General features: G+C 30.0%; 25 protein-coding genes and 2 pseudogenes. All 27 read right to left on the bottom strand.

The window, feature by feature from the left end; translation table 11 throughout:
* Positions 1-534: pseudogene (locus tag B3W71_RS17255) on the bottom strand (N-acetylneuraminate synthase family protein); the annotation flags it as partial.
* Positions 535-607: 73 nt separating this feature from the next.
* Positions 608-1,153, bottom strand: a complete 546-nt coding sequence (gene pseH, locus B3W71_RS17250) for a UDP-4-amino-4,6-dideoxy-N-acetyl-beta-L-altrosamine N-acetyltransferase (RefSeq protein ID WP_346890176.1) — start codon at positions 1,151-1,153, stop codon at positions 608-610.
* A gap of 201 nt (positions 1,154-1,354) precedes the next feature.
* Entirely contained in the window at positions 1,355-1,576 is a 222-nt protein-coding gene (locus B3W71_RS17245; RefSeq protein ID WP_346890175.1) for a MaoC/PaaZ C-terminal domain-containing protein, read from the bottom strand.
* A gap of 40 nt (positions 1,577-1,616) precedes the next feature.
* Positions 1,617-2,348 (bottom strand): glycosyltransferase family protein, encoded by a 732-nt coding sequence (locus tag B3W71_RS17240; RefSeq protein ID WP_346890174.1) that lies wholly within the window; start codon positions 2,346-2,348, stop codon positions 1,617-1,619.
* 8 nt (positions 2,349-2,356) lie between these two features.
* Entirely contained in the window at positions 2,357-3,544 is a 1,188-nt protein-coding gene (gene pseC, locus B3W71_RS17235; RefSeq protein WP_346890173.1) for a UDP-4-amino-4,6-dideoxy-N-acetyl-beta-L-altrosamine transaminase, read from the bottom strand.
* A gap of 126 nt (positions 3,545-3,670) precedes the next feature.
* Positions 3,671-4,759 carry a DUF2920 family protein gene (locus B3W71_RS17230; RefSeq protein WP_346890172.1) on the bottom strand — a complete coding sequence of 363 codons (1,089 nt, stop codon included), beginning with the start codon at positions 4,757-4,759 and terminating at the stop codon, positions 3,671-3,673.
* A 39-nt stretch (positions 4,760-4,798) separates the two neighbouring features.
* Positions 4,799-5,803, bottom strand: coding sequence for a UDP-N-acetylglucosamine 4,6-dehydratase (inverting) (gene pseB / locus B3W71_RS17225; RefSeq protein WP_346890171.1), 1,005 nt, complete (start codon positions 5,801-5,803; stop codon positions 4,799-4,801).
* Between the two features lie 25 nt (positions 5,804-5,828).
* Positions 5,829-6,182 carry a hypothetical protein gene (locus B3W71_RS17220; RefSeq protein ID WP_346890170.1) on the bottom strand — a complete coding sequence of 118 codons (354 nt, stop codon included), beginning with the start codon at positions 6,180-6,182 and terminating at the stop codon, positions 5,829-5,831.
* A 129-nt stretch (positions 6,183-6,311) separates the two neighbouring features.
* The gene (locus tag B3W71_RS17215) at positions 6,312-9,779 is read right to left on the bottom strand and encodes an IPT/TIG domain-containing protein (protein WP_346890169.1); all 3,468 of its coding nucleotides are present in this window, start codon (positions 9,777-9,779) and stop codon (positions 6,312-6,314) included.
* Between the two features lie 296 nt (positions 9,780-10,075).
* The gene (locus B3W71_RS17210; protein WP_346890168.1) at positions 10,076-11,791 is read right to left on the bottom strand and encodes a motility associated factor glycosyltransferase family protein; all 1,716 of its coding nucleotides are present in this window, start codon (positions 11,789-11,791) and stop codon (positions 10,076-10,078) included.
* A gap of 60 nt (positions 11,792-11,851) precedes the next feature.
* Entirely contained in the window at positions 11,852-12,664 is an 813-nt protein-coding gene (locus B3W71_RS17205; protein ID WP_346890167.1) for a flagellin, read from the bottom strand.
* A gap of 158 nt (positions 12,665-12,822) precedes the next feature.
* Positions 12,823-13,155, bottom strand: coding sequence for a hypothetical protein (locus tag B3W71_RS17200; RefSeq protein WP_346890166.1), 333 nt, complete (start codon positions 13,153-13,155; stop codon positions 12,823-12,825).
* Positions 13,155-15,191: a flagellar filament capping protein FliD gene (gene fliD / locus B3W71_RS17195; RefSeq protein WP_346890165.1), complete on the bottom strand. Its 2,037-nt coding sequence runs from the start codon at positions 15,189-15,191 to the stop codon at positions 13,155-13,157. The genes B3W71_RS17200 and fliD overlap by 1 nt, the downstream gene beginning before the upstream one ends.
* A gap of 23 nt (positions 15,192-15,214) precedes the next feature.
* Complete coding sequence (fliS, locus tag B3W71_RS17190; RefSeq protein ID WP_346890164.1) at positions 15,215-15,598, bottom strand: flagellar export chaperone FliS; 384 nt, start codon at positions 15,596-15,598, stop codon at positions 15,215-15,217.
* Between the two features lie 30 nt (positions 15,599-15,628).
* Positions 15,629-15,988 carry a flagellar protein FlaG gene (locus tag B3W71_RS17185; protein ID WP_346890163.1) on the bottom strand — a complete coding sequence of 120 codons (360 nt, stop codon included), beginning with the start codon at positions 15,986-15,988 and terminating at the stop codon, positions 15,629-15,631.
* Between the two features lie 101 nt (positions 15,989-16,089).
* Positions 16,090-16,311: a carbon storage regulator CsrA gene (gene csrA / locus B3W71_RS17180; RefSeq protein ID WP_346890162.1), complete on the bottom strand. Its 222-nt coding sequence runs from the start codon at positions 16,309-16,311 to the stop codon at positions 16,090-16,092.
* A gap of 4 nt (positions 16,312-16,315) precedes the next feature.
* Entirely contained in the window at positions 16,316-16,750 is a 435-nt protein-coding gene (fliW, locus tag B3W71_RS17175) for a flagellar assembly protein FliW (protein WP_346890161.1), read from the bottom strand.
* Positions 16,751-16,837: 87 nt separating this feature from the next.
* The gene (flgL, locus tag B3W71_RS17170; protein ID WP_346890160.1) at positions 16,838-17,782 is read right to left on the bottom strand and encodes a flagellar hook-associated protein FlgL; all 945 of its coding nucleotides are present in this window, start codon (positions 17,780-17,782) and stop codon (positions 16,838-16,840) included.
* Positions 17,783-17,807: 25 nt separating this feature from the next.
* Positions 17,808-19,493 carry a flagellar hook-associated protein FlgK gene (gene flgK, locus B3W71_RS17165; RefSeq protein ID WP_346890159.1) on the bottom strand — a complete coding sequence of 562 codons (1,686 nt, stop codon included), beginning with the start codon at positions 19,491-19,493 and terminating at the stop codon, positions 17,808-17,810.
* Between the two features lie 11 nt (positions 19,494-19,504).
* Entirely contained in the window at positions 19,505-19,915 is a 411-nt protein-coding gene (locus B3W71_RS17160; protein WP_346890158.1) for a flagellar protein FlgN, read from the bottom strand.
* Positions 19,916-20,203 carry a flagellar biosynthesis anti-sigma factor FlgM gene (locus B3W71_RS17155; RefSeq protein ID WP_346890157.1) on the bottom strand — a complete coding sequence of 96 codons (288 nt, stop codon included), beginning with the start codon at positions 20,201-20,203 and terminating at the stop codon, positions 19,916-19,918.
* A gap of 196 nt (positions 20,204-20,399) precedes the next feature.
* Entirely contained in the window at positions 20,400-21,602 is a 1,203-nt protein-coding gene (fliY, locus tag B3W71_RS17150) for a flagellar motor switch phosphatase FliY (protein ID WP_346890156.1), read from the bottom strand.
* Complete coding sequence (gene fliM / locus B3W71_RS17145; protein WP_346890155.1) at positions 21,595-22,590, bottom strand: flagellar motor switch protein FliM; 996 nt, start codon at positions 22,588-22,590, stop codon at positions 21,595-21,597. Before fliM ends, fliY begins: the two co-directional genes overlap by 8 nt.
* A 26-nt stretch (positions 22,591-22,616) precedes the next feature.
* Entirely contained in the window at positions 22,617-23,015 is a 399-nt protein-coding gene (locus B3W71_RS17140; RefSeq protein ID WP_346890154.1) for a chemotaxis protein CheW, read from the bottom strand.
* Between the two features lie 17 nt (positions 23,016-23,032).
* Positions 23,033-23,392 carry a response regulator gene (locus B3W71_RS17135; RefSeq protein ID WP_346890153.1) on the bottom strand — a complete coding sequence of 120 codons (360 nt, stop codon included), beginning with the start codon at positions 23,390-23,392 and terminating at the stop codon, positions 23,033-23,035.
* A gap of 16 nt (positions 23,393-23,408) precedes the next feature.
* Positions 23,409-24,002 carry a chemotaxis protein CheC gene (locus B3W71_RS17130; RefSeq protein WP_346890152.1) on the bottom strand — a complete coding sequence of 198 codons (594 nt, stop codon included), beginning with the start codon at positions 24,000-24,002 and terminating at the stop codon, positions 23,409-23,411.
* Positions 24,003-24,012: 10 nt separating this feature from the next.
* Positions 24,013-26,108: pseudogene (locus B3W71_RS17125) on the bottom strand (chemotaxis protein CheW).
* Positions 26,109-26,239: the final 131 nt, after the last annotated feature.

Raw genomic sequence — 26,239 nt, 5'->3', positions numbered from 1 at the left:
GTTCGTTTCCAACACTCTTACACGCTTCAACTGCCTCTTCTATTTCTTCAATGGTTGCAATGCCTGTAGAAATTATCATGGGCTTACCTTTAGATGCAGCATATTTAATAAGAGGTATATCTGTTATTTCAAAGGATGCAATCTTATATGCAGGTACCTCTAATTCTTCTAAAAAATCTACTGCTGACTTATCAAAAGGAGTTGAAAAACATATTATATTTTCCTCTTTGGCTACATCCATAAGTTCTTTATGCCATTCCCATGGGGTATATGCCTCTTGATATAGTTTATGTAATGTCTTTCCATCCCAAATTGTTCCTTGCTTAATTTGAAAATACTCATTATCACAATCTAAAGTTATAGTATCAGCTGTGTAGGTTTGAAGCTTCACTGCATCTGCACCTACCCTTTTAGCTTCTTTTATCATTTTTTTGCAATTTCTATATCCTGATTATGATTAGCTGATATTTCAGCTATAATGAAGCTTTGTGATTCAGTTGAAATGATTTTATTATCTATATTTATACTTTTCATAGCTTCACTCCTTTAGCATATAAGCTAGCGTAAAATTTTTACACTAGCATTTATAAATCATTATTAAAAAAACTTATTCTATACAGATTCTATCATATTTATAATCTTTTTTTATATTTTCCCATTTATCTCTTGTAATTCCCATTGTTACTATATCAAAAAAGTCACCATTTTTATATATATGTTGCTTTAATGTTCCTTCAACTACTGAACCAAATTTTTCATGAATTGAAATAACCTTTTCATTAGATGTAAATACTTCACAGCATAATTTATTAAGGTTTAAATCATCAAATACATAATCATATATATTGCACTCAAGAAGTGTTGCTATACCTCTTCCTCTAAATGATGTATCTCCTATATAATACGCCCACGAACATCTCTTGTTTTTATAATCAATATCGCAAATACTTATTAATCCTATTTTTACTCCATCAAATTTTATTATCCAATACTTTACACTATCATTATCTTGTATAGAATAAAACCATTTGAGTTGAGTCTCCATTGTTAATACCGGATCAGTATACATATATCTTGTCACTTCAGGCTTCATTCTCCAAGTCATTATAAGCTCCAAGTCATCCTTATTTACTTTGATCAATTCTAATGCCATTATATTTCCCCTCCATTATTTAGGCGGAAGCACAATTGCTTCACCTACTATAACATCAATGTCTTTATCATTATAGCATCTCGTTTTAAGTGTTAACCTGTTTTTTTCAATATTTATACCTATTACCTCAACTTCTGCAGTTATAATATCATCTATTCTTACAGGCTTAAGAAACTTTAAGCTCTGCGAAAGATATATGGTTCAATAACCCGGAAATTTATTGCCTAATACACCTGAAATCAAACCCGATACCAATATTCCATGAACAATCCTACCATTAAATATCGTATTTTTTGCATATTCTTCATCCAAATGAACTGGATTGTCATCACCAGTCATTTCTGCAAATTTTTCTACATAACCACTAGTAATTTGCCTAGTAATTCTTGCACTATCTCCTATTTTAAATTCAGTGATTTTCATTTATAGATCCTCTCCAAGCGACAATTTATTTATATATATTTTATTCACCTAGCTTTTTCTGTTCTATATCATCATTTATATTTGCAATATGAGGGTTGCTATCTAAAAAATTCACAACATCCTCCAATAAAAAATATTTTTCATCTTTATATAATTCATTATATATCTCTTTTATTACCTTTAAATCTTCTTCTGTATCAAGAGTTATCCTATATTTTGAATAATCAACGTTATTTTTATAAGTGAAACACTTAAAGTTATTATTACAATCATATAAATATGGAGTTACATGCTCCCTTTCATAGTCTTTAGTTGCATTTTTATAAGCTATCTCTAATGCCTGAAGAGTAAATACTTCTACATCATATCCTCTTGGAAAAGTTCTCTCACTAGTATTATTTATGTAATCAAATTTATTTTCTTTAAATAATCTAACCATATTATCTATTATAGTATGGTCTATACACGGACAATCACTTGTTACTCTCACTACTATATCAGAATTGCTCTCCATAGCTGCATGATAATACCTTGATAAAACATCATTTTCAGATCCTCTAAAACATTTAACTCCTAGCCTCTTTGCTTCTTCTACAATCTTGTCATCTTGTGGCTCAACAGTAGTTGCAATAACTATTTCATCAATATTAGTCACTAATTTTAATCTTCTAACATCGTGCTCTAATACTGTTTTACCACATATATTTTTCAGAACCTTTCCTGGCAATCTTGAAGAACCAACCCTAGCCTGAATTATACATACTACTTTCATTTAATTACCTACTTTCTATAAGCATCAATGACTTTTCTTACTGCATTAATTACATCATCTATGTCTTCATCTAACATTGATGGAAATAATGGTAGTGTTATTATCCTATTATATATCTCTTCTGCAACTGGGCATATTCCTTTTTCATATCCTAAACTCTTATAGTAAGGATGCAGATATACAGGAATATAATGAACATTTACTCCTATATTTTCAGCTTGTAAAGCTTCAAAAATTTCTTTTCTTGTGCAAGTTAATTTTTCTAAGTTAAGTTTAATTAAATATATATGCCATCCAGAATTGGAGAAATCATCCTCATGTGGTATATGAATTTCTTCAATATTTTTGAAGGCTTCATTATACTTCTTAACGATCTCTTTTCTTCTATTGATAAACTTGTCAATCTTATTCATTTGACTAATACCTAAAGCACATTGGATATCAGTTATTCTATAATTATAACCTAAATCTATCTGTTCATAATACCATGGCCCGTCATATTCATTCATCATCTCTTTATCTCTAGTTATTCCATGACTTCTAAAGATATTCATCTTTTTATATAGCTCTTCATCATCAGTTACTACAATACCACCTTCTCCAGTAGTTATAGGTTTTACTGGATGAAAACTAAACTCTGTCATATGAGCTGTAACTCCAACTTTCTTATTCTTATATTCGCTTCCTAAGGCATGAGCTGCATCTTCAATAACTATTAAATTATTGTCTCTAGCAATTTTCATAATTTCATCAATATCAACAGTTTGGCCTGCCATATCTACTGGAATAATTGCCTTTGTTTTATTTGTTATTTTTCTTTTTAAATCCTCAATATCAATATTATAATTTTCATAATCTACATCCACAAACACCGGTGTCCCACCACAATAAAGAACACAGTTAGCAGATGCTGCAAAAGTTATTCCTGGAATTAGAACTTCATCACCTGGTCCTATTCCTGTTGCATAGCATGCCATATGCAGAGCTGCCGTTCCATTAGAAACTGCTACAGCATACTTTACTCCTACATACTCTGCAACTTTTTTCTCAAACTCACTAACTGAAGGCCCAGTAGTTAAGTATTCGCCCTTCAATACATTAATTACCATATCTATATCTTTATCATCTATAGTTTGTTTACCATAAGAAAGATATTCTTTCCTTACAGGAGCTCCTCCATTGATAGCCAATTCCATATTATATCACACTCCTATTCCCTCAATATAATTAAGTGACTTTTCCAAAATAAGCTAATCTAAATAAATATTGAATAAGCACTTATATTATTAACGCCCGGCCGTTACTCTTACTTCATATAATAGTTACTTTCTTATAACCTCTAAAGTAGGTATATTTTTTGTGTATTTACATATATATTTATATTCTATAGTTTCAATCTCACTTGTTATAAACATAGGTTCGTTTTTTCTATCTCTAGTTAAATCATATTTTTTCATTACGTATTCAAACATTTTAATGAAATCTGCATTTAATCCATGCTTTGTAGACTTAAAAATAATATTATCAACATTATTACTATTAACCAATTCTACTTTTCCTAAAGGTATGCTCTCAACAAACTTTCTTTTTATGGTATAATTAGTCATTTTATCATGCTCACCAATAAAAGAAATTATATTACAACCATTCTCAAATTGATTATAAATATTAGTAAGATAATATATTTCTTTATCAAAAATTATGTTTTTTATTATATAATCATTGTAAGTATTAAATGACCATTGTTTGTATTCAGTAACAGTAAATCTTTCATGATTTAAATAATAAGGGTACATATAGCTACTATTATCAATGATTCCCGAAAAAACATTAGGTGAAAATCCATTACATAGGTATGCAATATATGCACCATGAGATTGCCCGTATGCAATTATCTTATTTGAATTAAACTGCAATCCATTTTCCTTCAAAATCTCAGTTACTACAGATATAGCAGTTAAATTATCCATAGCTTGAATTAGTCCCATGTCATTAAAATCACTATAACTTTCCTCTGATTTCCTTTTATTATTAAATGATATTTTCTTTTTCTCACTAAATTCATCAATATATTTATTTGGAGAGCTTGCAATTTTACTTAATTCATCACTAGATAAATAAGATTTAAGAACTTCAGTATCAATAGTTAGATTTTTATCATCTTGCATATACTTATACCCAAAATAGTCACATTGAACAGTAACTAAATTAAAATTATCAGCAAATTGTTGTCTCATCTTTATATATATGTTTGATGTTGCACTTCCACCATAACCAGCAATAAATAACAAAATTCCTGTATCTTTATTTACTCCTTTATCAGGCTCACACATATATACTTTAAATTTTCTTTCCTTTGGTTCGTATAAACTAGGTTGTCCAAATACTTCTATATCATATGATTTAGCCATTTAAATACTCCTTAATACATCATATATTATACATAAATTTTAAATTTGTAGTTTTTCTATTTCACTCTTTAACCCGTCTACTGATAACCATTCTACATTACTTCCAGAATTATACTCAAACCCATTTTCTATTAACGTTCCTCCCTCTGCAAAATGACTATCCAAGTGCCACCAATCAAAGTTAGGATAAATAATATAATGATTTTCATATTCGTAAGTGTATCTAGAATCATCCTTAGTTATCATCACTTCATGAAGCTTTTCTCCTTCACGTATACCGACCTCTTTTAAAATAATATTTGGAGACATAGCTTTTGCCAAATCTGTTATTTTAAAAGAAGGTATTTTAGATATATAAGTTTCTCCTCCACGGCTTTCATTTAGTGCTTTAAACACTAATTCTACACCTTGCTCTAAAGTTATCCAAAATCTAGTCATTTCAAAATCAGTTATTGGAAGTTCATTATGTCCATTTTCAATAAGACCTTTAAAAAATGGTATAACTGAACCTCTGCTTCCTGCTACATTTCCATATCTAACCACAGAAAATATAGTTCCACCTTCTCCAGAATAAGCATTAGCTGATATAAATAATTTATCAGACACAAGTTTCGTACCACCATAAAGGTTAATTGGATTAACAGCTTTATCTGTAGATAATGCTACAACTTTCTTTACTTTTTTATCTATTGCAGCATCAGCTATATTTTGTGCTCCATTTATATTTGTTTTAATAGCCTCAAGGGGATTATATTCACAAGCTGGAACCTGCTTCATAGCAGCAGCATGTATAACATAATCTATCCCACTAAATGCCCTATATAATCTATCTTTATCTCTTACATCTCCTATAAAAAATCTCAGTTTATTAACCTTATCAGGATAACTTTCTGCAAACTCTTTTCTCATTAAATCTTGCTTAAATTCATCTCTTGAATAAATAACAATTTTTTTAGGATTATATCTGTCTAAAATCATCTTTGTAAACTTTTTACCAAAAGATCCTGTGCCTCCAGTAATTAATATAGCTTTATCATTTAACATTTTCATCATTCCAATCTTACGTTTATTATTTAAGTTTTTCTTTAATGTATAGCTGTATATCTTGTAATACTGATAATAATTCATAGTTTAACAAATCAGCCACTAATATATAGTCCTTATTTTCAAAAGACTCTATTATTTCTTCTAATTTTTCATATAATATATTTACTAAATCTAAATCTTCATTTTCATCTTTTGTCAGTACTAATACTTCAGTAACCCACTGAATTCCTTCACATATTGAAGGAATTAGTGAAAATCCTTCTGATTCATTTCCACTATATAGTAATTCAACAGAATGTTTTACTCCTGAAAACAGATTACTCATATATTCATTAGCCATTTCTAAAGTTTCTCTTTTTAATTCTACATTATTCATAAATAAATTCCTCCAATAATTAGTTTAGCATTTTTATTATCGTTACAAAATATAATTTCTTAATAAAAAAACAGCATGCAATCAAAAATGATTGCATACTATTTTACTTTAGATTACACAAACAATGTATTAATTAGTTATTTCTATATCAAGCTTATTTGATTGCTGTCCATCTGGATTTTTCACAACAAATTTGTACATACCTGGAGTTATATTAGCTGGTACACGTAACCTTATCCTTAGCTCACTATAGTACATTATAGGTGCTAAATCTGAATAAACTACATCTCCAGATGAATTTAATATATCAAATTTAATTCCAGGTGCAAATCCAGAGCCAAATAAATTTGTCAATCCATTTTTTGGTAAACTAGTAGCTGCAGCTGTCCCACTTGTTATAAATTTTTCTATAACTGGTGCTGGTACAGGTAGTGGTTCTAAATATTTATATCCATCCGTCTTAATTATAGTTTTACCATCACCATTGATAATTTTAACATCAACATTTCCAGGAATAGTTGATGCAGGTATTTTTACACGAATTCTAGTTGTACTATAATAAACAAGTTCACTTGCCTCTTCAGTACCAAAATACACTTTAAGCCCTGGTTGGAAATTTACTCCATTAATATAAACTAAATCTCCCCCAGTTATTAGCCCTTCCACAATAGAAAGACTAGTGATTTCGCCTTTTACTTCTAAATACTCGTACTTAATAGCATCTACAGAGGATTGTTTATCTGGATTTGTTACAACTACATTTGCCATCCCTACAGTTCCCTTTGGAACTTTAACTCTAATCCTAGTAGAATTATAAAAATAATCTACCGGTGCATTGATGTCTCCTATAGTTACTGTTAATCCCTTTACAAAGTTTTTACCTTCAATATAAAGTAAATCTCCACCTGTCTCATAACCTGACGTACTTGATAAAGTAGTTATCTCAGGTAGTGGTAGTGCTGGTGGTGTTATATATTCATAAGCTTCTGTAAGTTTTGCTTCTTCTCCATTATTATTAATTATTGTTACATCATACTTACCTGGATTAATATTAGCAGGAACTCTTACATTTATTCTAGTTGGTCCATAGAAGTTTAATAACTGGGCTTTATTTTCACCAATTTTCACTTGGAAATTGGTACCGTTAACGAACCTTTCACCTGTTATATATAATATTTCTCCACCTGCGGTACTTCCACTGTTTGATGAAATTCCAGTAATTTTCATCGGCTCTGGTGTTGGTGGTGTTAAATACTCATAACCTTCTGGTAAAGTAATTGTCTTTCCATCACCATTAATTATTGTTACATCATATTTACCTGGATTAACATTGGCAGGAACTCTCACATTTATTCTAGTTGATCCATAGAAATTTATTAACTGAGCTTTATTTCCACCAATACTCACTTGAAAATTTGTACCATTAACAAAATTTTCCCCTGTTATATATATTAATTCTCCACCTTCAATTTTACCTGAATTAGGAGATATACTTGTAATTTTGGGTTCTAAAATTACTGGAGGTAAATATTCATAAGCATCTTTTGCTACAGATTGTTTACCTGTAGTAGGATTAGTAACAGTCACGTCTACTATACCTTCGTTACCTGCTGGAACCTTCACTTTCAACTGTTTTTGAGAAAAAGAAATAACCTCTCCTCTGTTAGCTCCAAAAGTAATCTCTACGTCTTTTGGGAAATTTTCGCCATCAACTATTACTGTTTCCCCGCCTTCTATTTTACCAGAAGCTGGAGAAATGCTTGTTATTGTTGGTGTAGGATGTGGTATATACTCAAAAGCATCACTTAGAGTAGCTTTTTCACCATTAGGATTTTCTAGTATTACATCCACTAAACCATCTACATCCCTAGCTGGTGTATCCACCAAAATGCTCCCCTTATTATAATAGTTAATAATTTGGGCTTCTTTATCTCCAAAATAAACTTTGACTGCTGGATCTATATTTTTACCAGATATAGTTAACCTAGTACCACCTGCTTGTGGCCCTGATTTATATGATAAAGAATAGATCTCTAACTTTTCAATTATTTGTGGCTCATAAGTATATCCATCTTTTACAACTAATTTAGTTCCATCAGGATTTTCTAAAGTTACATCCACTAGACCTTCTTTAGTTGCTGCTGGTGCTTTAGCAATTACTTTACCTTTATTATAATAAAGTACACTATCACTATAAACATCACCAAACTTAACCTTCATTCCAGACATGAAATAATTTCCTTCTATAAATACACTCGTTCCTCCAACATATGGACCTACATTAGGTGACAATGATGTAACTACTGGCTCTGCATAATAAGCAAAATTTGCAGTTGCCTTTTGTAAATCATCATTAGTAACTGTAATTGTTGCATTACCCTGAACGCCTGGTGGTGTTGTTACAGTAATAGTATTACTATCAACTACAACTACATCAGTACATTTGGTAGCATTAAAGCTAACTGTAGCTCCTGGTCTAAAATGTTCACCTTTAATTGTAACTTTTTCTCCTCCTGCTGCTTGTCCTTTTTCATTTGTAACTGAAGTAATTATTGGTGCATGATATTTAACCTCTATTAAACTATTTGCTATATTGTAAGAGCGACTAGCACCTGCATAATCTTTATAAGTTATTTTAGATGACTCTGCAATATTATATTTTCCTGCTTTTTCTCCATCCTTTAATCTAACTTTATACTTCAGCTCTATAGTGTCTGCCTTTAACTCTAACATATTCCATGTCAAAGTATTTCCTTCAACTTTAGGTTTAGGTATATTATTTTCATAAGAACCTGGCACTATTTCAAACTGTGGTGAAACAGTTTCTTTAATTTCTACATCATAAGCACTAGAAATTCCTATTTCTTTAACTATACGTCTATATATATCTATTAATCCAACTGACCCTAACACAAAATTATGATGCTTAGCAGTAGTCGCCATGTCTCTCAACAATAAATTAGGTGCACTAGTATCTGCATTTTCACCTGGTGCAAGTAAAGCTACTGTATAAATTACAATCCCTGCTTGTTTTGCTTCTTCAGCTGCTTTTAGGGCATCTTCTTTACTATCAGCTTGACCATCAGTTAGTAATACTATTACCGGCTGTGCTTCTTCCCTACCACTTTCAAGAAGTTTCATTGCTTCTCTAATAGCATATCCTGTTTGAGTTCCACCATCACATGTTATACTATCAATATGATTTTTTAATACAGTTGCATCATTGGTTATAGGTGAGGTTCTAGTAACGTTTTGTGAACTAAAATCAACCACTCCTGCATTATGACTATTAAAATCAATCAAATCAATAAATTCTTTTGCTGACTCCTTCATTGCTCCAAATCTGTTGTCACTCCTCATACTTCCTGATTTATCTAGAACTAAGACAACATCATTGGGTTTAACAACATTTACAGGAGGTGTTCCTGTAACTTTTAAGTTAACCTCCACTTCTTTATCTGGAGTAATTACCTTAGGATTTACTTCTCTCGCTGCAGTTACATAATCAGTTGCCGCATAAGCTTCAATCCCGAAATTGTTCAGAAATAAGCTAAATAGCATTACTATAGCTAAAATTCCACTTATTTTTTTTTTCATAATCCTTCCTCCTTAATATATATTAGAATAAACAGAGTTCTTTGCTTCAGATTGGTTTTTTTACTCCCACTGAAGCTTAGAAATCGTTATCCAGTGTCGTAGCCGCCCCTTACTCCCACTTTGAAGAAACGCAGAGAGCCCAAATCTCTGATNNCGGGTAGTCATCGGATAAAAATTATTCTTATGTTTCTATTATCGTATGAATAAAATATATCTTTACATATTTAAAAGATATGTATATACAATTACATATCCTTTAAATATAGAGTAATACATACTTATTTATCCATAAATATTTATATATTAATGCTAGATTCATCTAAAGAAGTTGTTATTTCCTCCAAAATTTTCTTAAGTTCTTTTAAATACTCTTTATATCCACAAGAAACTTTTTTTGCATAATTTAATGAATCTCTTGAATCTTCTACAGAAAATTCAAAATATGAATCTGCATTTATTAAAAATCCGCTTATAAAGTAATCGAAAATAAATAATTCTTTATATCCATTTATCCTCTCATTAACCTTCTTTATAAAGAGTAAGTTTTCTTTAATTTTCTTTTCAGAACTTAAACTTAGATTTTTTTCACATTTATAAATAGATTTATCTATATCTAAGATAAACTCTTTCATTTTACATTTAAATTCCTCTTTAAATTTATTGAAATTAAAACTCATCTTTTCACTATCCTTAGGTAATTTAACTTTTGATATTTTCATAAAATTATTTTCTTCAAAAACTTCTTCCAGCTCTTTAAATACAGTTCCATTTATATTAGCACCATAGGAACTATTAATAAACTGTATATCCTTGATCCCTTTTACTTGTTTAATATAATCTTCTAGATAAATTCTAAAATGATTCAAAGAAAACTCTGTTAAAATATCTTTATCATAGACATCTTTAACATAAAAAGTTGAAGCTTTAGTTGGCTTTAAATCTATTTTATTTTCTGTAGAATTTGAATGGCTCTTATCAAAGGTATATGCTAAATCTTGTCCTAAAAATATTATAGACTCACATCCAAGTTTCACTGCCACATTTGTTTGTAAATGAGCAACAGATCCCCCTGAATAAAACTGACTGAGTTTATTTAATATTCTATCGCCTAAAAGTAAAGCTAATCCATTACTCCCAAAAAATCTATTTCCTTCAGTCAACTTTATCAATTTGTTGTTGGTGTTTTCTGTATATACTAAAGGTATCTTATAGGATAAATAATCCTTGACCATATCATAGACTACCTCTTGTGGGTCTATGGCACAAACAAAATCTGGTATTATACCATTTTCAATTAAAGGCTTTACAGTTCTATTTCCAGCAATAATAACACAATTATCAAGTTTATCCTTATACTTTAATAAGTCATTAATATTTTTATCTAAAGAAGGCCCTGCAGATATTACTAATGCCGTAGCTCCACGATAAATTCCCTCCCAATCCTTAAAGTTATAAGAGTTATTTATCTCTATTAAATTATTTATTATATTAAAAGTAGATTCCTTTTTAAGTTTATTTATAGTATTAATATTCAACTTTATATTTACAGTTAATTCATTTAATTCTTTTACAAATACCTCATACTCATCTTTAAAGGCTCTGCCATAATTTCCAAAGCAATGGAATATAATATTATTTATATTGTTAAGATCTATTAAATTTCTATTTATATATTTATCTATATCCCTTATAGAAACTATATTCAAATTTTTATATTTTCTATCTTTATATTTTTTAGCTATACTCTCTATTGGTTCAATTACTAAAACCTTATTATTATATGTAACTAATTTACTTAATTTTTCTAAATATTCACCGCTATCTAAGCCATATATGATAATTACTGTATTTTCATTAATATCTTGTAATTTACTAAAGAGCTGCTCCATAGTTCTTTCATAGTTATATTTACTTCCTAAAACTATAGTACTATTCCCTCTAATAATCTCATAGGTATTATAATTATCTTTACTTTTCACTAATCTAAGCTCATATTCATTTTTTTCACTCATATTTTCCTCACCTACTTAAAAATAGAACTCTGCAAATGCAGAGTCCTATTTTTACTTTAATTATCTTAATAATTGTAATACACCTTGTGGTTGTTGATTAGCTTGAGCAAGCATTGCTTGTGCAGCTTGTTGAAGAATGTTGTTTTTAGAAAATACCATCATCTCTTTAGCCATGTCAACGTCTCTTATTCTTGATTCAGCTGCTGTTAAGTTCTCAGAGTTAACATTTAAGTTGTTAATTGTATGTTCTAATCTATTTTGATATGCTCCAAGATTAGCTCTGAAAGTACTTACAGTTGATAGTGCTGTATCTAAAGCACTTATAGCATTATTTGCACTATCAGTAGAACTAACACTTAAACCACCAATGTTTAATGTACCTGCATCTACAGCTGTTAAGTTTATAACTGTTATATCACTCTTGTTTGCTCCAGTTTGAATATTTAACGCTGATAAATTTCCATTTAATAATATTTGATTATTGAATGAAGTTTTTGTTGCTACTCTTGAAATTTCTGAAGCTAATTGGTTTATTTCTGTTTGGATAGCAGCTCTATCAGCTGTAACGTTAGTATCATTTGATGCTTGAACTGAAAGCTCTCTCATTCTTTGAAGAATTGCGTGAGTTTCATTCAAACCACCCTCTGCAGTTTGTATTAATGATATACCATCTTGTGAGTTTCTTGCTGCTTGATCTAAACCTCTGATTTGAGCTCTCATTTTTTCAGAAATAGCTAATCCTGCTGCATCATCTCCAGCTCTGTTAATTCTTAAACCTGAAGATAATTTTTCCATAGACTTTCCAGCAGTAGTTGTGTTTAAAGCCATGTTTCTGTGTGCATTTAATGCATTCATGTTGTGATTGATAATCATAATAAAATTCCTCCTTGAAATTCAATTGGCATCCTTGCCTTTATTTTAAACAAGTCCATTATATTGTTCTAATGAACTCATCTAATTTATTTATCGCTACATATTTAAAAGACTTTAGCTTTTTTTAAAACTTTTTTGAAAAATTTTTAAATTTTTACTTATATTTTTTGAGAAAAATATATTCCCTTTTCACCATCATTAGAATAAACGCAACTTACTCTTTTCCCTTGATTTAGTCTTCTTATTTCGTTTTTTATAGACACTTTTTTCTCTTCCATCAATGAATATACTTTTTCATGAAGTTCTTGTATTTCTAATTCCTTAATCCACTTTCCACCTTGGACTCTATCCACATCTATCATTTTATCTAAAACTTTCTGTCTTTCTTCTAAAGCATATTCCAACTCTTCTATTTTATCTTCTTCTAATAATTTCTCTATCTCTAGAGTAATTTCACGATATTGTAAGAAAAGTTCTTTTTCATTTTTCATTATTTTCCTCCACCAAATTGTTGAGAGAACCAAGCTTGTTGTGAATTATATCCATTCATAGCTTTTTCTAATGCTGCGAATTTGATATAGTATGCCTCTTCCTTTGTTTTTAACATTTTTTCGAATGCACTTATTTCTTTTTCTTTTTTCAGAATAGACTTATATAAATCATTGTCATATTCTCTTCTACCTTCAAGACCAGCTTTAGTCAATAACTTTGATGTAGGTTTTACAGCTGCATCATTAAATATATCCTTTAACCTCTGCATTACACCTGTATTCTTATATTTCTCATTCCCTTTTAATGCTGGATCAGCCATTGTAGTAAATATTTTTAACACTTCATTTGAATCATCTGATAGTGCCTTAGAAAGCTTAGTTTCATCTACTTCCAACTGTCCTGCTTTAGCACTGTAATCTTTACTAAAAGTAATTCCTATGCTACTTAAGGTTTTACCATCTACTGGAATTAAAAAAGCTTGTCTTAAATCAGCATCTAATCTTCTTAAAATATCATCATTTTTTAATAATCCCTGTTTTGTTTTTTCATTCCAGAGTTTTATTTCTTCCTCTGACATTTCTTTTTTCTGTGAATCTGTAAGTGGCTTATAAGTGTATTGCTTTTTCTCATTAACTAAACCATGGACCTTTGCTATTAATTTATTATAATCCTCTACAAAGGCTTTAATATTTTTTATAAATTCTGTATTATCTTCCTTACCACTAATAAGCGCATCTCCATTAGTTTTATCTGTTATTGTAAATTTAACATTATCTACAATAAACACGTTCTTCCCTTTTGAAATACTTGCTATATCTTTAGTGTTACCATAGGTATCTGATATAGTACCTTGAATATCTGTTCCAGTGCTCTTCCAAAGAGGATTTTCAATTTTACCATTAGTCTGTCCATCTACTGAAGTTCCACATGCTATTTCAGTACTATTATCTATTACCTTAATTTCTTGAGTAGCTCCTACCTTCTTTGTTTTAAATTCAACATTTTTTAAAGGATCAATTTTTACATTTAATAAATCTCCTAATGTATCATTAATCTTCTTTTCTACTTCTGCATCAGGTACTGTAGTTAAATCTAATTTTACCAGCTTTCCATTAACCATGAATGTTGTAATTTTACCTTTTAGCTCATCTAATCTCATTGATACTATGGCTTCCTCAGTATCAGTTCCTAAATCTGACAATGCTTGATCGTTTATCGTTGCAGAAATTTTACTTCCATCTCCTTTAGAAGATGTTTTAATAGTAATGTTACCACCATTATCTACTTCTGCAAGGCCTAAAGTACCAATAGATTTATTTATTCTCTCAATGATCTCATCATTACTTAATCCACTCGTAGATGTTAAATCCACAGTTTTTATAGTTCCATTTATATTTATACCAAAAATTTTATCTTTAATATTAGAAACATTGATTCCAGATATTGAAGCAGCTGTTTTATCACCAAACTCTACAATTTGTAAAGCCTCATTAGCTCCAGCACCTTTACTTTCTATAACTATTTTACCACTTAATGTACTTTCTGAGGCTCTTGTATCCACTCCTGCTCTTCTAAAGGCCTCATTAATTTTTTTAACTATACTAGCAGAATTTGTATCACCGCTAAGATCTACTTCTACAGCTTTCCCATTAACAAGAATATCAAACTTTTTATTTCCTAAATTTGCTGCAGTTTCAGTTATTTGGGCTGGTTTTGCTACTTCTGTAACATTAACTTTATAGTTTCCAACTTTAGCACCAGCTAATCCTTCTGCAGAAACTGCCAAATCATTAGAACTTTTAAATAATGAGGTTTTATAATTACTACTTAACATTAAGTTACTAGTAGAGTTGACATCCATATACTTGCCGTATAAAACATTTATATCCTTTGCTACATCTCTGTATAACTGTTGTTTAAGTAAAATAATATCTTTATCTTGTTTTGCACTATCTACCCTTTTTTGATATGGTGTAAGCATTTGTTTTATCATATTTTCTGTATCTAGTCCTGTTGCAAGTCCTGTTGTTCTCACAAAATCATCTCCTTCTATAATCTTTAACTTATTCTAGCTGCCTTATATACTTCATTCCACATATCTCTTATTTCCTCTATAAGTGGAATAATTTCATCCATAATGTTTATATCCTTTTTTATATTTGCCTGTACTAATTTGTCAATTATAAATTTGTAGATACTGATAACATTTAATCCCCAGTCACCGCTATGATTTAAGTCTAAGCTTATCATTAATTCATAAAATATATTTTGTGTTTTAATAATATTTTCATGAGCACCTTTAATATCTTTATCTAATATAGCTTGTCTACCCATTTTAGAAAATTTTACAGCCCCATCTAAAATTATAAGAAGTAATTGATCTTTAGACGCATAGTTTACACTATTATTTTTATAAGTATTATATGCATTATTGTTATACATAAAAATTTCCTCCCCAGTTAAAATATTTAATTACGCCTGCTTATTAACTAAAATTCCAGCCATTTCGCATATGCTTGCTACTACATCAAGAATTTTTCTAGGAGGTACTTCGAATATAACTTCTTGAGTATATTTATCAACAACTTTAAGCATCACTTGATTAAACTTACTATGAACTTCGTACTCTACAACGGTATTTTCATGGTCTAGTATTTTCTTTACTTTATTCATAGACCTAGTAATTTCATCTATCTCAGCTTTGGAAAAATAATCATTATTAATTGAAACTTCTTCTGTATTTTTCATATTTCCTTGTGTCATGTTAAAAAATTCTTTACCTTCAATAAAATTTTGTCTGCTGTTATCTACATTTATACCATTAATGAACATAAGTTTCCTCCAAACTCTAACATTTATATAACTTTTAATATACGTACCTCTTAAATTAATATCTTATTCTAATTAAATATCTTGCTTTTCAACCTATCAATTTAATTTTTATCCTTTAATGCATTTAACAACTCAATAGTGCTTTCTAAGGCTCTTTTATTTTCTTCTAATATTTCTTTATAAAGTTCACTTCTTAATATTTTTATATCCTTAGGTGCCTCAATAGCAATTTTTACAGTATTATCTTCTAATTTAACTATAGTTATTTCTATATCGTCACCTATTTTAATGCCTTCACCTTGTTTTCTTTTTACTACTAGCATAATATCACTCCTTATTCAACGAATGTTTAATGCTATATTTTTCTTCATCTAAAATAATTTGATACCCCAAATTATTTTTAAGATTCACTATAATAGGAGCTCTTAAATTAGTAGTAAATTTACTAACTTGATTATTTAAAGTTACAGTGCTTAGCACCAACACATCTTCTGCATTATCAATATTTAGCTCTTTTATTACATTATTAGATAAATCTATTTCATAATCACTCATTACATGAAAAGGACTAATTGTTACCATTCCTACATTTTTATCTTCTATGGAGTGAAGTATTTTAAATGGAGAATATTCATCTAGTTCCATCAATACAAATTTATTAAGGTTTTCAAACCCAGGTAATCCATGTTTAAAGATTATTACATCTTTCTCATCAAAATCTATAACTCCATTAATCTCCGTCTTAAATTTCAAATTCCTCACTCCTTATATTTTATCTAGCGCCTAACCACTATAAATTTAAATCACTCATAAAAATAATATATAGCAGTATAAATTCCATCTAATTTTTTATCTTATGAAATCTAATATAGTTGGCTGTAGCACCTTTGAACTAGTTTGAAGTGATGCCATATATACAGTTTGAGCTGCACCTATTTCCATAGCTTTTTTAACTACATCTACATCTTCATTATTTGATAATATTTCAGTTAAATTAAAATTTTCTGCTTCATTTAATTTCTTAGAACTATCCATTCTATTTTGCATAGTTCCTACCCTAGCTCTTACAGCAACGGTATTGTCAAGAACTTTTTGCATCTCTCCTAGATTTTTTTCTAGCAGTTGCTTTTGTCCTGCTGCTGAATTCAAATTATTTAGAATATCACTAAATACTGCTCCTACATCCATAGTTGAAGTGTTTCCTGATTCATCCTTATATGAAAACTCCAATAATTCAATAGCATTTGCAGTATATTCAACCTTTACCCCCAAGGAAATCTCAACCTCTAATGATTGATTTATAAGAGCTTTATCTCCATTAATAGCTATACTATTACTTCCTCCCGTTGAATCTATCTTTATTGGTTTTACCAGGCCATCTTTGCCACCAAATATATACTTTCCATCAAAAGTAGTATTTAAAACTTGTCCAAATTCTGCTACTCTCTCATTTATTTCTTCTTTTATTGCCAAAAATTCCTGTGTACCATAGGTAGCATTTCCTGCTGCAACTACAAGTTCGTTAATTCTTTGAACACATTTTGTCGTTTGATTAAGGGCAGTATCTGTAGTATCCGCCCAGTTGATAGCATCTTTAATATTCTTACTATACTGCTCGTTTGCATTTATCTGTGCATACAATTGCATAGAACGAGATGCCCTAAAAGGGTCATCTGATGGCTTTGAAAAAAGCTTACCCGTATTAGCTTGTCTTTGCAATTTATTTAAGATATTTAGGTTATTATCCATATCACCTAAAAAACTATTAACCATTACACCATGAGTTATTCTCATCTTTTAACCTCCTTATTTAGTTAAATTATCTAACTAAATTAATTACTACATCTAGTAATTGATCTACTGTAGTTATAACTTTTGAATTAGCTTGAAAAGCATGTTGAAATTGAACTAGATTTATTGCTTCTTCATCTAATGATACCCCCGAAATTGAAAGTCTTCTTTCCAAAAAGCCCTTTAGAGATTTGATCTGATTGTCTACAGTTTGTTTTGCTGTCTGACATTGAACCCCAACTCTGTTTATAGTATTTTTAAAATATCCTTCCAGCTTCGTTCCAGATGATACTTTTTTATATTCAGGAATATTTCCAGTTGTATCAAAATGTTCAGCAACAAAATCCCTATATTCATAAGGTGTCCCATCAGATTTTTTACCAGCTTCAAGAGATGATAAATTCATTGCAAAATCTCTTAATTTTACCATAGCAAGAGCTCTTGTATTATCGGTACTTCCTGATGTACTGCTTTCTCCTGTAGCAATGAGCATTACATTTTCTAGAATAGCACTATTAATAGATATATTTCCTGCATTTATTCCCTCGTAATCCATAGGAGAAACTCCTTTATCTGAGTTTACGAAGAATGGAACTTTTTCAGAATCAGCTATTCCTTCTGTGTGAATAGCATTTACTGAAAATGCTAAGGCTTTTGCCAAAGTGTTAATTTGATTTATATATTCGTCTACATCCTTGTAGATTTCTTGTAGTCCTCCTATTTTTCCTGATGGTGGACTAAATATTAGTGCATCTGCTTCAGCTTCAGTAGTTGGTATATCTATAGTACCATCCTCTTTAGTGACAATAACTCTTCCTTGCTTTAATTCTTCATACTGCTTTGCAGTTAATGCTATATTTTGTATTTCTACACTATTATTTTCTGAAGTTTTATCTCCATTTTTATAATACTTTATATTATAAGTTCCATTTCCATTATCTTTAATTTCATCTACAAAAGCTAATTTATTAATTTGATCCTCAGCTTTATTTCTAATAAGATTTATGGATGCTTCTCCTTCTGGAGTACACTTTATTCCATTAAGTGCTTGATTTCTTGTATCAATACCAAATTTCTCACTTAGTTCGTCTAAAAGCAGATCTCTACGATCTAACAAGTCATTTGGACTATTTCCAGTTACAGTTACTTCCATAATTTCTTTATTTATCGAATTTAAACGATCCAGAGTATTACTAATCTCAAATACGCTACTTTGTATTTCAGTAATTGCATTATCTTTAGTATTGTTTAACTTTCTATAGGTATTATTAAGTTCCGCTGCAAGAGTATTTGCTCTTTCAGCCGTTACCTTTCTCCCAGCATCTTGATTTTTACTAAGTTCATGCCAACCATCAAAAAATTGAGATATAAGTTCAGAAATTCCTTTGTCAGTAGGCTCATTTAATATTCCTTCTACCTCTGAAAGATAATCATATCTTATACCATAATCCCCCAAATTAGAATTTCCTTTTCTTATCTGATAATCAAGAAATTGATTTCTTGTTCTTTCTATAGCTATCATTGATACTCCTGTACCAACCTGACCTACTCCACCAACTACCGTTTGAGGTCTTGCAGTTTGTAGAATAAGATTTTGCCTTGAATATCCTTTAGTTTCAGCATTTGATATATTATGACTAGTTACATTTATATACTGTTGCTGTGCAAAGAGTCCAGTTTTAGATGTATTTAACGTTGCAAATAATCCTGACATATTAATTCTCCTTATCTTTTCATTTTTCCATAGCCATTATAGGTTAGATTTTCTTTTTTGGGACTTATCATATCTATTATCGAATTTGTATAGCTAAGATTTTGCCTTATTAAAAGTTCATTAGTTTCCTTTTGAGTTACTAGTAAGTTAAGTTCTTTTATTAACTTTTCATATATCATACTAAGTTCTTTATCATCCATGCTGTCTATTAACTTTGCCATAGATTGTTTCCCCACTAGAGCTCTTCTTATGCCTTCAGATCTTGCTAAATTCCTACTACATTCATCTATATCCTTAGTAATACTTTCTAGCTTAAATACATCTTGAAAAACTAATAAACTGTGCTGATCTTCCAAAACACTTAAAAGTTCCTTAATGGAATCAATTTCATCCTCTAATATACTTCTAAGCTGTTCCTTCATCTATTGTCCACCTTTCATTGATGTTAAAATAGCTTCAGCTAAAGTCTTTGAATCAACTTTATAGGTTCCCTCTAAAACCTTACTTTTAATCTTTTCTAATTCCTCTGCGCTTACACCAAGCTTTACATCTTCTATAATAATTTTATTTAAACTTCTTCCTAAAGAAGAAATTTCACAAGTATCTTTAGTATTCTCTTTACTTTCATTCATATTGTTCTTATTCAAACTATTTTCATTAGTTTTATAGTTATTTGAATATATACTCATATTTATATTACTAATTTTCATATTCTCCCTCCCTATCTAACTCTATCTAATTTTATAGTCGAATATATGGCTATAAAGTTTATAGTATTTCCCTTAAACTCTTGTAAAATTCTTATTAGGCATCTTAAAATAAATAATAAGTCAAAGATGGGAAGTATATTTTGAGGATGCCTAATTCTATATTTATAAACATATATCCAGAAAAGAGAAAAAGTCTTTACTTAGAAAGACTTTTTACTCTATCCTCTCCACTAGCTATTTCAGTAATTTTTACTCCGAAGTTTTCATCTACTACAACTACTTCCCCATAGCCAATTTTTTTTCCATTTACATATATATCTACTGGTTCTTCTGCTAATTTATTTAATTCAATTAGTGATCCCTTAGTAAGTGCCAATATATCTCTTATATTTTTCTTTGTTCTTCCTAATTCTACTGACAATTCTAAAGGAACATCCAGTATTAAATCTATATTTTTAGGCATTCCTGCACCTCTAATCTCTTCTAATTCTTTAAAAGCTACTTGCTTCACATTAACAGGTTCCTGATAACTTTGGCTCAAACCTTCCATATTGCCATTACCTTCCATACTATAATTATTTTCACTACCATAATATTCCTCAGAATATGACTGCACATCATTATGTTCATCATCTATAGAAATCTCTTTAGGAGCTTCTAAATTTGTAGGCTGAGATAACTCATTTACACTTTCATCTTGTGCTATAACTTTTTCATCCATTTTTTTATCTGCACCCATCATAATACTTACAATTTCTTTTGCTGTCTCAATTGGTAATACTTGAACAATATTACTATCAACTAAATCTCCTATAGTCATTTTAAAGGAAATATCTACAATCTGTTCTTCTAAAGTTATATCATTTGATATAACTTCTGAATATTCATCACATATTGAAGATATTGGTGGTGATATATTAACCTCACGATTAAGCATAGTTGCCATAGAAGTTGCAGCTGAACCAATCATTTGATTCATAGCTTCTTGGACAGCACTTATCTCTAATTCCGAAAGCTCCTTTGGTGGCTCTACAAGACCATTTCCACCCATCATTAAATTTGCTATAACCGCTGCATCCTCAATATTTATTACAAATAAGTTTCCTCCAACTATTCCACTTACAAATTGAACATCTAACACTACATTAGGTATCTTAAAGCCCTTTTTTAACTCATTTAATGTAGTAATATTTATAGTTGGTGTTGTAATATTTACAGGCTTTCCAACTACTGCTGAAAGCGCAGTAGCCGCTGTACTCATAGATATATTTCCTACTTCACCTAGTAAATCCTTTTCTACATCCGATAAATCTTCTATACGATTATTATCTGAAGTTTTATCGTCTCCATCAGTTAACAATGTATCTATTTCTTCTTGTGAAAGAAATGAATTATCCATCCTTCTCAACTCCTCTGTCTGTATATTCAATTATTTGGACTGCCTTATTCTTACCCTTTAACCCAGGTTTAGCTTTAAATAGAATCTCGTCTTCTACATAAATATCAACGGTACTATCATAGCTTTTATCTAGAGTGATAATATCTCCTGTAAATAAATTTAAGAAGTCATTTACGGAAATCTTTGTTTCTCCAAGGACTGCCTTCATTCCTACATCCGCGCTCTTTATTGTTCTGCTTATATTTTCTTTTATCTCTTCACCTTGTTCATTATCTAGTGTTGTAAACCAATTTTTAATTACTAGACTTTCTAAAACATTTTCTATACTAAGATATGGAATACATATGTTAATAAACAAACTAGTATTAAACATATCTACACTGAATGTTATTAATGCTACAGGCTCATTAGGAGCTAAAATCTGATTTAATGCTGGATTTGTTTCTATACTATCTAAAATTGGATCAACATCTATAACATCTTCCCATGCCAACTTTAACTTAGAAATCATATCCTCATTAATATGCTTAATAATGTTTTTTTCTATATCTGTAATCTCTTTAAATTTAGGCTTCTTAATTCCCTCTCCTCCAGCTAGAACATCATAGATTCTAAGAACAAACTCCTCATTAGTCTCTAATATTATCTGACCATCAAGGGGAGGCATTCTAAACAAACTAAGCACAGTGGTGCTTGGAATAGAATGTATAAACTCTTCATAGGTTATTTGTTCTACACTCTCTATCTTCACCTTAACATTCCTTCTAAGCTGCGCCGTTAGATAGTTAGATACTATTCTTGAATAATTATCATGGATAACTTCTATTGCTCTAATAACATCCTTAGAAAATTTCTGTGGTCTTCTAAAATCGTAATTTTTTATTTTAAAATGTTCTTCATCTTTTTCAATGTCACTTGGTTCTATATCACCAGAAGACAAGGCAGATAAAAGTGCATCTATTTCACTTTGCGATAATGTTTCTGCCATATTCTACCTCTTTCTACCCAGTGGGCCTATTGTAGTAGTTTATCAATATCAACCATAGTTAATATTCGATTATCAAGATTTATAAGTCCCTTTATAAAAGGCTTATTTTTATCTTCATTAACTCTTTTAATTACATCTTCTTCCAAATTCATAACTTCTTCTACATGATCTACAGTTATACCAACTTGTTCACCATCTAGTTCTAAAACTATAATATTATTATTATTCTCATCACTTATATCCATACCTAAAAGAAGATTGATATCTAATACAGAAAGTATGCTTCCCCTTAGATTTATAAGTCCTTTAATATACTTTTTTGCCTTGGGAACCTTTGTGATTTTCATCAGTCCGTTTATTCCTTGAACTTTGCTTGTCTCTACGGCGAATTCTTCGTTGCCTATTTTAAAAACCACAACTTGCACTTAAAACCCCTCCTATATTATCCTAATACCTTTTTTACAGCCTCAAGTACTCTATCAGATTGGAATGGTTTTACTATGAAATCCATTGCTCCTGCTCTTATAGCATCCATAACCATACTTTGTTGACCCATTGCACTACACATAACAATCTTAGCACTTGGATCAAATTCCTTGATTTGTTTAACAGCTTCAATCCCATCCATTTCAGGCATTGTGATATCCATTGTTACTATATCTGGATTTTCTGCCTTATAGATTTCTACTGCCTTAACTCCGTTGCTAGCTTCTCCAATAACTTCATATCCATTCTTTTCTAAAATATCCTTAACCATCATTCTCATAAAAGTCGCATCATCTACTATTAATACTCTTGCCATTTTTGCATAACCTCCGTTAATTTAATCCTAATGATTCTAATATTTTTTCTAAAGACCCCGGTGATGGTATGAAATAAAAATCACCTCTTAAGTCCTCATTTTCTTGTGAAAATCCAGTTTCTATGTCTAATACATAGTCATTAAATTGACCAGATTCAATAAAAGTTGTCGATAGTATAGCTGTAAGCATGTCCTTTGTTACCGCCGGTACCGATGGGAATAACTTTAAATTAGTCACTTGGCCTATAGCACTCATATATGTTGCAAATATTATATTTCCTATTTCACCAAGGGCTGAATAACCAATTTCATTTAAGTCTTCTCCATCTTGCTTTCCAACTAACCTTTTTGTTATCTTCATCATTGTATATGTATCAAATACAAACAATATATTTCCTGGAGCTTCTCCAAGAACTCTTGCCACTACTGCATAAACTACAGTTTCTTCATCTATTCTCTCAAATACATCTTCTAAAGAAATAAAATTTACCTTTGGAACTGATATATGTATCCCCTTTCCTAAGATTTGTGACATAGCTGTAGCTGCATTCCCAAGACCTATATTACCTATCTCTCTCAATGCATCTATTTGTAACTCAGTAAATCCCATAGCTTTCCTCCTAAATAAGTGCGGCTACATCTAAAATTAAGGTTACTAATCCATCGCCTAATATGGTAGCTCCAATGTATTCTTTCGTGGATTTCAATATATTTCCAAAGGGTTTAATAACTATTTCCTTTTGACCCAGTAATGAATCAACCACTAATGCAACTTCATTTTCGCCAACCTTTGCAAGTATTATATATTTTTTACCATAATCCTTACTCTCAATATCTAATTTATCATTAATTCTTACTAATTTAAATATTTTTTCGTTATATACCACGATTTCTTTATTATTTGACTTTCTAATATCTTCTGACTTATATTCCATAACTCTATCTATAAATCCCAAAGATATAGCCATAGTCTCTGTTCCAATCTTAACAAGTAAGGATTGAATTATTTGAAGAGTTAGCGGTAATTTTATTATAAAGCTTGTTCCTTTTCCTTCTTCACTAAATACATCTACAGTTCCACCAAGACTTGAAATTTTTGTCTTTACAACATCCATTCCAACTCCTCTTCCTGATATATCAGTAACTACTTCATTAGTACTAAAACCTTGAGCAAAAATAAGATTCTTTACATCACTGTCACTCATACCTTCAGTATTAATACCAACTCTTTCAGCTTTAGCTTTAACTTTTTCCACATTTATACCACTACCATCATCTTCTACCTTTATAACAGCCTTAGTACCTTCAGAATAAGCTATTAATTTTATCTTTCCTGAAGCTGGCTTACCTTGACTAATCCTTTTTTCTACTGATTCAACTCCATGGTCTGCAGCATTTCTAAGTAAATGTATTAAAGGCTCTCCAATTTCTTCGATTACAGTTCTATCTAACTCGGTATCTTGACCTTGAATTTCAAAGTCAATCTCTTTATTTAGCTCCATAGATAAATCTCTTATCATTCGTGGAAATCTATTAAATACCACATCTAAAGGTAACATTCTAATCTTCATAACTAGATCTTGAAGATCAGTGGTAGTTCTAGCTACTTGCTCTAAAGTTTCATTTAGTTCTACAATCTTATAATTAGCACTTATTTGCTCTAATCTAGTTCTATGGATTACTAGCTCAGATACCATATTCATAAAGTTATCTAATCTTTCTAAATCAACTCTAACAGATTGTCCAACACCTTTATTCTTAGGTCTTACTGGTTGTTTTTTATTTACTTCTTCTGTTTTAGGAGATGTTTCTACAGTTTTAGCCTTAAGATTATTTTTTGATTCCGTTAAATCTACTACTTTACTGGAACTTTCCTTGTTCCTAATACTTTCAGTAGAGTTTTTTTCAAGTGTACTATCGGCTACTCTTGTGGCAGCAATTTCATTTTTATTAGATTCTTCAACTTTACCACTAGTAGAATTCTCCTTATTCATATTATCAACTTTAACAATACCACTTATATCTATTACTTCAACCTGTCTTATTTCTGATATTGAGTTAACAACATTACTTATTGTTTCTAAAGAGCTCTCTGTTACAAATATTAAATCAATATCAAAATCAAAGTTTTCAATTTCTAAATCTTCAAGCTTTGGATCTGATTTTAATATTTCTCCATNNTATGGATATGGAAGGTATTGAAACCATTCTTTATAGCTTCCTTTAGAATATCAGTATCATACTCATCAATACCTAATTCCACAGCCTTTTCATTTACTATCTCTTCTGAATTTATATTGTCATTTGTAACCACATTTCTTATGTCTGTTACTTCAACTTGTCTTATTTCTGATATTGAATTAACAACATTACTTATTGTTTCTAAAGAACTCTTTGTTACAAATATTAAATCAATATCAAAATCAAAGTTTTCAACTTCTAAATCCTCAAGGTTGGGATCTGATTTTAATATTTCTCCATGCTCCTCTAATTTCTGAAATAAAGTAAATACTCTAGCAGATTTCAAAACAGTTCTTTCATCTAATCCTATATGGATATGGAAGGTATTGAAGTCATTCTTTGCAGCTTCTTTTAAAATATCAATATCATATTCATCAAGGCCTAATTCTATAGCTTTTTCATTTACTACTTCTTCTGAATTTGTATTGTTATCTATAACCACATTTCTTATGTCTGTTACTTCAACTTGTCTTATTTCTGATATTGAATTAACAGCATTACTTATTATTTCTAAAGAACTCTTTGTTACAAATATTAAATCAATATCGAAATCAAAGTTTTCAGCTTCTAAATCCTCAAGGCTCGGATTTGATTTTAATATTTCTC

Source organism: Clostridium sp. UBA1056, assembly GCA_002316385.1.
Classification (GTDB): Bacteria; Bacillota; Clostridia; order Clostridiales; family Clostridiaceae; genus Clostridium_J.
This window is presented reverse-complemented; position numbering and strand designations above follow the sequence as displayed.

What these genes read in the sequence shown, in the direction of transcription:
- pseH (WP_346890176.1), bottom strand. Translation starts at nt 1,153, where the DNA reads ATGGCATTAGAATTGATCAAAGTAAATAAGGATGACTTGGAGCTTATA.
- B3W71_RS17245 (WP_346890175.1), bottom strand. Translation starts at nt 1,576, where the DNA reads ATGAAAATCACTGAATTTAAAATAGGAGATAGTGCAAGAATTACTAGG.
- B3W71_RS17240 (WP_346890174.1), bottom strand. Translation starts at nt 2,348, where the DNA reads ATGAAAGTAGTATGTATAATTCAGGCTAGGGTTGGTTCTTCAAGATTG.
- pseC (WP_346890173.1), bottom strand. Translation starts at nt 3,544, where the DNA reads ATGGAATTGGCTATCAATGGAGGAGCTCCTGTAAGGAAAGAATATCTT.
- B3W71_RS17230 (WP_346890172.1), bottom strand. Translation starts at nt 4,759, where the DNA reads ATGGCTAAATCATATGATATAGAAGTATTTGGACAACCTAGTTTATAC.
- pseB (WP_346890171.1), bottom strand. Translation starts at nt 5,803, where the DNA reads ATGTTAAATGATAAAGCTATATTAATTACTGGAGGCACAGGATCTTTT.
- B3W71_RS17220 (WP_346890170.1), bottom strand. Translation starts at nt 6,182, where the DNA reads ATGAATAATGTAGAATTAAAAAGAGAAACTTTAGAAATGGCTAATGAA.
- B3W71_RS17215 (WP_346890169.1), bottom strand. Translation starts at nt 9,779, where the DNA reads ATGAAAAAAAAAATAAGTGGAATTTTAGCTATAGTAATGCTATTTAGC.
- B3W71_RS17210 (WP_346890168.1), bottom strand. Translation starts at nt 11,791, where the DNA reads ATGAGTGAAAAAAATGAATATGAGCTTAGATTAGTGAAAAGTAAAGAT.
- B3W71_RS17205 (WP_346890167.1), bottom strand. Translation starts at nt 12,664, where the DNA reads ATGATTATCAATCACAACATGAATGCATTAAATGCACACAGAAACATG.
- B3W71_RS17200 (WP_346890166.1), bottom strand. Translation starts at nt 13,155, where the DNA reads ATGAAAAATGAAAAAGAACTTTTCTTACAATATCGTGAAATTACTCTA.
- fliS (WP_346890164.1), bottom strand. Translation starts at nt 15,598, where the DNA reads ATGTATAACAATAATGCATATAATACTTATAAAAATAATAGTGTAAAC.
- B3W71_RS17185 (WP_346890163.1), bottom strand. Translation starts at nt 15,988, where the DNA reads ATGTTCATTAATGGTATAAATGTAGATAACAGCAGACAAAATTTTATT.
- csrA (WP_346890162.1), bottom strand. Translation starts at nt 16,311, where the DNA reads ATGCTAGTAGTAAAAAGAAAACAAGGTGAAGGCATTAAAATAGGTGAC.
- flgL (WP_346890160.1), bottom strand. Translation starts at nt 17,782, where the DNA reads ATGAGAATAACTCATGGTGTAATGGTTAATAGTTTTTTAGGTGATATG.
- flgK (WP_346890159.1), bottom strand. Translation starts at nt 19,493, where the DNA reads ATGTCAGGATTATTTGCAACGTTAAATACATCTAAAACTGGACTCTTT.
- B3W71_RS17160 (WP_346890158.1), bottom strand. Translation starts at nt 19,915, where the DNA reads ATGAAGGAACAGCTTAGAAGTATATTAGAGGATGAAATTGATTCCATT.
- B3W71_RS17155 (WP_346890157.1), bottom strand. Translation starts at nt 20,203, where the DNA reads ATGAAAATTAGTAATATAAATATGAGTATATATTCAAATAACTATAAA.
- fliY (WP_346890156.1), bottom strand. Translation starts at nt 21,602, where the DNA reads ATGGATAATTCATTTCTTTCACAAGAAGAAATAGATACATTGTTAACT.
- fliM (WP_346890155.1), bottom strand. Translation starts at nt 22,590, where the DNA reads ATGGCAGAAACATTATCGCAAAGTGAAATAGATGCACTTTTATCTGCC.
- B3W71_RS17135 (WP_346890153.1), bottom strand. Translation starts at nt 23,392, where the DNA reads ATGGCAAGAGTATTAATAGTAGATGATGCGACTTTTATGAGAATGATG.
- B3W71_RS17130 (WP_346890152.1), bottom strand. Translation starts at nt 24,002, where the DNA reads ATGGGATTTACTGAGTTACAAATAGATGCATTGAGAGAGATAGGTAAT.